This is a genomic window from Streptomyces sp. NPDC003042 (assembly GCF_053591315.1).
This window is the reverse complement of the sequence record NZ_JBSFTP010000148.1, coordinates 1-7,151: the sequence shown is the minus strand read 5'-3', so window position 1 is coordinate 7,151 and position 7,151 is coordinate 1. Positions and strand designations below refer to the sequence as shown.

At 70.8% G+C, this 7,151-nt stretch carries 8 protein-coding genes; all 8 read right to left on the bottom strand.

Features of this window, described 5'->3' with window-relative positions:
• Window positions 1-237: 237 nt before the first annotated feature.
• Window positions 238-1,242, bottom strand: a complete 1,005-nt coding sequence (locus ACWDYJ_RS35545) for a lysophospholipid acyltransferase family protein (RefSeq protein WP_451569741.1) — start codon at window positions 1,240-1,242, stop codon at window positions 238-240.
• Window positions 1,242-2,318 carry an NAD-dependent epimerase/dehydratase family protein gene (locus ACWDYJ_RS35540; RefSeq protein WP_451569740.1) on the bottom strand — a complete coding sequence of 359 codons (1,077 nt, stop codon included), beginning with the start codon at window positions 2,316-2,318 and terminating at the stop codon, window positions 1,242-1,244. The genes ACWDYJ_RS35545 and ACWDYJ_RS35540 overlap by 1 nt, the downstream gene beginning before the upstream one ends.
• A gap of 95 nt (window positions 2,319-2,413) precedes the next feature.
• Window positions 2,414-2,512, bottom strand: coding sequence for a 30S ribosomal protein bS22 (locus tag ACWDYJ_RS35535; RefSeq protein WP_003948845.1), 99 nt, complete (start codon window positions 2,510-2,512; stop codon window positions 2,414-2,416).
• A gap of 131 nt (window positions 2,513-2,643) precedes the next feature.
• Entirely contained in the window at window positions 2,644-2,853 is a 210-nt protein-coding gene (locus ACWDYJ_RS35530) for a helix-turn-helix domain-containing protein (RefSeq protein WP_008738568.1), read from the bottom strand.
• Between the two features lie 115 nt (window positions 2,854-2,968).
• On the bottom strand, window positions 2,969-3,799 hold the full coding sequence (locus tag ACWDYJ_RS35525) for a phosphatase (RefSeq protein ID WP_451569739.1): 831 nt from the start codon (window positions 3,797-3,799) through the stop codon (window positions 2,969-2,971).
• A gap of 75 nt (window positions 3,800-3,874) precedes the next feature.
• A complete protein-coding gene (locus ACWDYJ_RS35520; protein WP_451569738.1) occupies window positions 3,875-5,044 on the bottom strand; it encodes an acetoin utilization protein AcuC in 1,170 nt (389 codons plus the stop codon).
• On the bottom strand, window positions 4,995-6,227 hold the full coding sequence (locus ACWDYJ_RS35515) for an MFS transporter (protein ID WP_451569737.1): 1,233 nt from the start codon (window positions 6,225-6,227) through the stop codon (window positions 4,995-4,997). Before ACWDYJ_RS35515 ends, ACWDYJ_RS35520 begins: the two co-directional genes overlap by 50 nt.
• Before the next feature lie 43 nt (window positions 6,228-6,270).
• A complete protein-coding gene (locus ACWDYJ_RS35510) occupies window positions 6,271-6,924 on the bottom strand; it encodes an HAD family hydrolase (RefSeq protein ID WP_451569736.1) in 654 nt (217 codons plus the stop codon).
• Between the last annotated feature and the right edge of the window lie 227 nt (window positions 6,925-7,151).

Below are 7,151 nucleotides of genomic sequence, written 5' to 3'. Positions count from 1 at the left end.
CTGAGCGCACCGGGCAGGTCGAACCTGCGTCCTCTGTCGCGCTGTCGGTCCTTCGGGATCAGCACGAAGGCGAGGAGCAGGGCGGGAAGGGCCAGGTCAGAAGAACACCGACCGCCGCTGCACCAACAGCTTGGCCCCTCTATTTGCTGTCCTCGCACCGCTCCGCGGGCTTCGGGCAGCTGCGCCGGACTCCGTCCGCCGGCCACCGAGCGGCAGCACGCCGCCACCCGACCACCGTCAGAAGAAGACCGACCGCCGCTGCACCAACAGCTTGTAGAGGGTGTGCTGGATCTGCTCGCGGACCTGGTCCGTCAAGTTGAACATCAGCATCGGATCCTCCGCCGCCTCCGCCGCGTACCCATCCGTCGGAATCGGCTCCCCGAACTGGATCGTCCACTTCGTCGGCAACGGCACCGCCCCCAACGGCCCCAGCCACGGAAACGTCGGCGTCAGCGGAAAGTACGGAACCCCCAACAGCCGCGCCAGCGTCTTGGCGTTGCCGACCATCGGGTAGATCTCCTCCGCGCCCACGATCGAGCACGGCACGATCGGCGTTCCGGCCCGCAGCGCCGTCGAGACGAACCCGCCGCGCCCGAAGCGCTGCAGCTTGTACCGGTCCCCGAACGGCTTCCCTATCCCCTTGAAGCCCTCCGGCATCACCCCGACCAGTTCCCCGGCCTCCAGCAGCCGCTGCGCGTCCTCCGCGCAGGCCAGCGTGTGGCCGGCCTTCCGCGCGAGTTCGTTCACCACCGGCAGCATGAACACCAGGTCGGCGGCCAGCAGCCGCAGGTGCCGCTCCGCCGGGTGGTGGTCGTGCACGGCCACCTGGAGCATCAGCCCGTCCAGGGGCAGCGTCCCGGAGTGGTTCGCCACGATCAGCGCACCGCCCTTCGCCGGGATGTTCTCCATGCCCTTGACCTCGACCCGGAAGTACTTGTCGTACAGCGGCCGCATCAGGGACATCAGGACCTGGTCCGTCAGCTCCTTGTCGTAGCCGAAGTCGTCGACCTCGTACTCGCCCGTGAGCCGCCGCCGCAGGAACGCCAGCCCGCCCGCGATCCGCCGGTCCCAGCCGCCGTCACCGGAGGGTCCTGCCGGCACGGCAGACGGCTCCACCACCGGCTCCACGACCGGCTCGGACACCGGCTCGGACACCGGCTCCGGCACCGCCCGCACCCTCCGCGCGGCGCTCCGCCGGCGCGGCCGGTCCTCGTCGAACGGAATGACCTTGGCGTCCGCCACTATCGCTGCGCTCCCTCGTCCACACCCGTACCCGCACCCACATCCGGCACGCCCAGCATCCCCGCCACCCGGTCCACGCCCCGCGCGACCCGCTCGGGCGGCAGCAGCGTGCTCCCGCGGCTCCGCGCGAAGTCGGCGAAGGTCTCGGCGGTCGTGTACATCGGCCTGAACCCCAGGGTGTCCCGCATCTGCGAGGTCTCCACGACCCGCCCATGGGTCAGCAGCCGGATCTGCTCCGGCGAGAAGTCGCTCGCGCCCACCGCCCTCAGCGCCGACCCCACCCACGTCACCGCGGGCAGCAGCAGCGGCAGCGTCGGCCGCCCCAGGCGCCGCGCGCACTGCGACAGCAGCAGCACGCCGTCGCCAGCGATGTTGAAGGTCCCGCTGTTCAGCGTCCCGCGCGGCGGCTCGCCCGCCGCCAGCCGCAGGACGTCCACCACGTCGTCCTCGTGGACGAACTGCAGCCTCGGGTCGTAGCCGAGCACCGTCGGCATCACCGGCATCGAGAAGTAGTCGGCGAGCGCCGAGTCCGCGTACGGCCCCAGGATGTTCGCGAAGCGCAGTACGCACACCGCCACATCGGGCCGCCTGCGCGCGAAGCCACGCACGTATCCCTCGACCTCGGCGGCCTCCTTCGCGAAGCCGGCCCCCGGCAGCGACTTGGGCTGCGTGGTCTCGGTGAAGACGGCCGGGTCGCGCGCGGTGCCTCCGTACACGCTGGTACTGGACTTGACCACGAGCCGCCGTACGGTCGGTGACTTCTGGCAGGCCCCGAGGAGCTGCATCGTCCCGATGACGTTCGTTTCCTTGACGGCGCTGCGCGCCCCGGGCGATGCCGCGCTGCCGCCGGTGACGGCGAGGTGCACCACCGTGTCCACGGCGTGCTCGGCGAGTACCCGGGCGATCGCCGACTGTCTGATGTCCGTACGCACGAACTCGGCGGAGCCGAGCCGGTGCGGCGGGCTCACCGCGTCGACCGCGATGACCCGCTCCACCTCCGGGTCGCGCTGGATGCGGCGCACGAAGCGGCCTCCCAGCTGTCTGGCTGCCCCGGTGACGAGCACGACCTTCCCCACGAGCTCAGCGCCTCCCTCGAAGAAGTCCCCCGGCTGCACCGCAGCCCCTCCACCAAAATGGTGGAGGGGCTGCGGAGAACACGTACAGCTGCCGTTTACTTCTTGTTACGGCGCTGGACGCGGGTGCGCTTGAGCAGCTTGCGGTGCTTCTTCTTGGCCATCCGCTTGCGCCGCTTCTTGATAACAGAGCCCACGACTACCCTCGCTCACTTCATCTTCACTGGTGCGGGGCGTCTGGGCCCACACGACCTACGTCGGCCTAGCCTACCCGCCCTGGCTCTGAGCCTGTAATCCGAGTGCTTCGAGGGAGTCACGAACGTCAGTCTCAGGCCGACTCCACCCCCACATAGGACTCTCGGAGGTACTCGTGAACCGCATTTTCGGGGACCCGGAAGGACCGGCCCACCCTGATTGCGGGCAGATGACCGTTGTGCACCAGCCGGTACACGGTCATCTTCGACACTCGCATCACCGAGGCGACCTCCGCCACGGTCAGGAACTGAACCTCACTGAGAGGCCTCTCGCCAGCAGCCATGACTCACCTTTGACCTTCCGCGCGTGACGGGCACCGGCTTCCCCTCCGGTTACTCCTCGTCGTCGCGCGCTCACTCCCCAGAGTAGGGGCGTGTGATACGAGTGGGGAAGAGGAGCTACGGCCACTCCTGACGGCCCGACAGCCCGGCGCGCTGAAGTACATAGCGAATGAGCGGCCGGTAGTAGTCGGAGGGGACCGCGTCATCAAGCGGAACCGCCACCGCGACCCGCCCCTCCGCTTCTCCGACGAACAGCGCGGGATCGTCCGTATCGGCCAGCCCGATCGCCTCGACACCGAGCTGACCTGCACCGCAGACCCACCCGTGGTCCCCCACCACCAGCTCCGGCAGCGGCCCCCCGGCCTCCGCCAGCGCCCCCAGAGCGATCCGAACCGGCAGCGGCGAATGGGTGTGTGCGCCGGTCGCACTCCCCGGCGGCCGCGCGCCGGGTTCCCGCACCAGTGCGACTCCCCGTACGTAATCGATGCGGTGCGGGCGTACGCCGAACCGGGTCGCCATGTCCACATCCACCCCCTGCGCCGGTGTGAGGACAGCACATCCCGCCGCCGACATCGCGTGCGCCAAAACGGCGTAGAACTCCAGGAGGCGGTGCGGATGGCCCGTTGCGAACAGTACGGGTGACCGCGCCTCGGCTGCCGCCCGCAGCCGCTCCGCGAAGGCCTCCAGGGCGGCCACCGTCCGCTCCGGATCGATCACGTCCGGCCCGCTGACGTGCGCCGGATCCGCGGAGACGCCGCACTTCTCCGCCATCAGCCTCAGCAGATCACCCTCGCCCCAGACCCACTCCGGATCGAGCCCCAGCAGCACCCGCGGATCGCGCGCGGCGAACAGCCGGTAACTGCGCAGGCTCTCCTCCCGCGTGGTGGCGACGGGCCCGGCCAACCGGGCGGCCAGCAGATGCGCACGTAACGCGCCGGTGCTCAACACCCTCCGATGCTGCCGCACCACACCTGGCCGTTCACCAATTAAGCGGAACCGCCCCACCGTTGGCGTAACGATGCTTCACGCGAGCATCCCGCGCAGCGGGAACACCGCCCGCCGGGTCGCCAGAACGGCCTGATCCGTCCGGTCCGCCGGATCGTAGCCCGCGTCCCAGTCCCGCCACTGCGCCGTCCGGCCGTCCGTCATCCGGGCCGGCGCGAGCTGCCGCGTCCGCGCGTACACCTCGTCCCGCCACGACTGCGGCACCTCGGCCCCCGGATCCACCGGCCGGTGCGCCACGATCCCGACCAGATGCGTCCACGACCGCGGTACGACGTCCACCACCGCGTACCCGCCGCCCCCCAGCGCGAGCCACCTGCCGTCCGCGTGCTCGTGCGCCAGCTGGTGGCAGGCCTCTTGGACCGCCCGCTGCGCGTCCAGCGACACCGCCAGATGGGCCAGGGGATCCTCGAAGTGGGTGTCCGCCCCGTGCTGGCTCACCAGCACCTGCGGCCTGAAGTCCGCCAGCAGCTCGGGCACCGTCGCGTGGAAGGCCCGCAGCCACCCCTCGTCCCCCGTCCCGGCCGGCAGCGCCACGTTCACGGCGCTCCCCTCGGCTCGGGTGCCTCCGGTCTCCTCCGGCCAGCCGGTCTGCGGAAACAGCGTCCGGGGATGCTCGTGCAGGGAGATCGTCAGGACGCGCGGATCGTCCCAGAACGCCGCCTGGACGCCGTCCCCGTGGTGAACGTCCACATCCACGTACGCGACCCGCTCGGCCCCCAGCTCCAGCAGCCGGGCGACGGCCAGCGCCGCGTCGTTGTACACGCAGAACCCGGCCGCCCCGCCCGGCATCGCGTGGTGCAGTCCGCCGGCGAAGTTCACCGCGTGCCCGGCCTCCCCGCGCCAGATCGCCTCCGCCGCCGCCACCGACTGCCCGGCGATCAGCGCCGACGCCTCGTGCATGCCGTGGAAGGCCGGATCGTCCATGGTCCCCAGCCCGTACGAGCCGTCGGCCACCCCCGGATCCGCGGACACCTCGCGCACCGCGGCCACGTAGTCCTCACGGTGGACGAGCCGCAGCGTCGAATCCCCGGCCGCACGGCCCGCCCGTACCTCCATCACCTGATCCAGCCCGAAGGCGCGCACCAGGCCCATGGTCAGCGCCAGGCGCACCGGATCCATCGGATGGCTCGGCCCGAAGTCATACTTCGTGACCGCCTCGTCCCACATCAACAGCCCGCGCCCGCTCATGCCCGCCACCGTATCGGGCGTCGTCAGCACCGAACGAGCGGGCATGGACCAGTGTCACCAGGACCAGCACCATGGGCACGAGCATCGCGCCCCGGTAGTTCCAGGCGTCCCCGATCCCGCCGACGAGCGGCGAACCGATCAGGAAGCCGACGTAGTTGAAGATGTTCAGGCGGGCGACGGCGGCGTCGGAACCGCTCGGGAACAGCCTCCCCGCGGCGGCGAAGGTCTGCGGCACGATCACACACAGCCCGAGCCCCACCAGCGTGAAGCCGAGCATCCCCACCCACGCCCCCGGCGCCACGGCCACGACGCCGAACCCCACGGCCGCGACCACCGTTCCGACGCGGACCACGGCCCCCGCCCCGAAGCGCCGCACCCCCAGGTCGCCGACGGACCGCCCGATCAGCGTGGTCACCATGTAGATGGTGTAGGGCACGGTCGCGAGCTGCTCGGAGCTCCCGAGCACGTCCTGGAGGTACTTGGCACTCCAGTTGGCGACGGTCGAATCCCCGATGTACGCGCACGCCATCACCAGGCACAGCGGCAACAGCAGCTTGTTGGCCCCTTTCGCCGTCCGCCCCGTCACCACTCCGCGCCCCTCGGCCGCCGCGTCCACGGAGGCCGCGTCCACATAGAACCGACTCCCCACCAGGGCCAGCGGCAGTACCACCACCACGGCCGGCAGATAGGACGCGGCCAGATCCAGCCGCCAGTGCGCCCCCGCCCAGGCGGCCGAGGCCCCCACGATCCCGCCCAGGCTGTACGAGGCGTGGAACCCCAGCATGATGCTGCGCCCGTACGCCCGCTGGAGGTTCACCCCGAGCATGTTCATCGAGGCGTCCAGCGCACCGACGGACAACCCGAACACCCCGAGCGCCAGCGCCACATGCCACATTGCACTGCCGGCGCCGACACCCAGCAGCGAGAGCAGCACCACCGGCTGTGCCCACCTCAGCACCGCACTCGGCGCGACCCGCTTCACCAGGTGCCCGGTGGCGACGCTGGAGACCCCCGCGAGGATCGGCACGGCGGCGAGGAAGGCGGGCAGCAGCCCATCGGATATCCCGTACCGGTCCTGGATCGCCGGGATGCGCGTCACGAGCAGGGCGAAGGCGACACCCTGCGCGAAGAAGCTGAATCCCAGAGCGCCGCGCCCACGCCGCAGCCGCACATCAACCGTCATGGCGGCTGAGCGTAGGCCCAGGGGCTACCCGTGGGTAGAGAGATCACACGGCGAATCCGAGGAGCCCGTACAGCTCCTTCATCTCCCCGAAGTACGCGGTCGCCCCGGCGAGGCGCTCGGCGGGCAGCATCCCGGTGAACGCGTACACGTCCATCCCGGCGGCCCGCGCGGCCCGCACCCCGAGCGGGCTGTCCTCCACGACGACACACCGCGACGGCTCGACCCCCATGACCTGCGCCGCGTGCAGGAACAGGTCGGGCTCCGGCTTGCCCCGGCCGACGTCCTCGGAGCTGAAGATCCACTCCTCCTCGAACCACTCGTCCAGCCCGGCACTGCGGTGCCCGACCCGGATCCGCGCGTGGCTCGCGGAGGACGCGAGACAGTACGGCACCCCCTGCGCGGACAGCTCGGCCAGGAGCTCGGTGATGCCCGCGACCGGCCGCAGCTCCCGCTCGAACGCGGCGAACACTCGGTCGTGCAGCGTCCGGTCGAACTCCTCGGGCAGCCGCTGCCCGGTCCGCTCCTGGACCAGGTCGTGCACCCGGTGCACCGCGGCTCCCATGTAGTCGCGCAGCGACTCCTCGTACGTGGTGGGGTGCCCGAGCTCCGTCAGGTACCCGGAGAGGATGGTGTTCGAGAGCGGCTCGCTGTCCACGAGGACGCCGTCGTTGTCGAAGATGACCAACTCATAGCCCATCCACCCACCCTACGAGCCGTCAGCGCGGGTTCACGGCAACCCCGTGCTGGTGAACGGTTGAACAGCGGCAGATCCTCAGCACGCGGCCGGCGGCCGGTCTCACCGGTTGGGGCCGAGTACGGCCCGGCGCCCGGCCCGGAACGCAGAAAAGCCCCGCACCATTTAAGGTGCGGGGCTTTCCCACAATGATTGTTCGGCGGCGTCCTACTCTCCCACAGGGTCCCCCC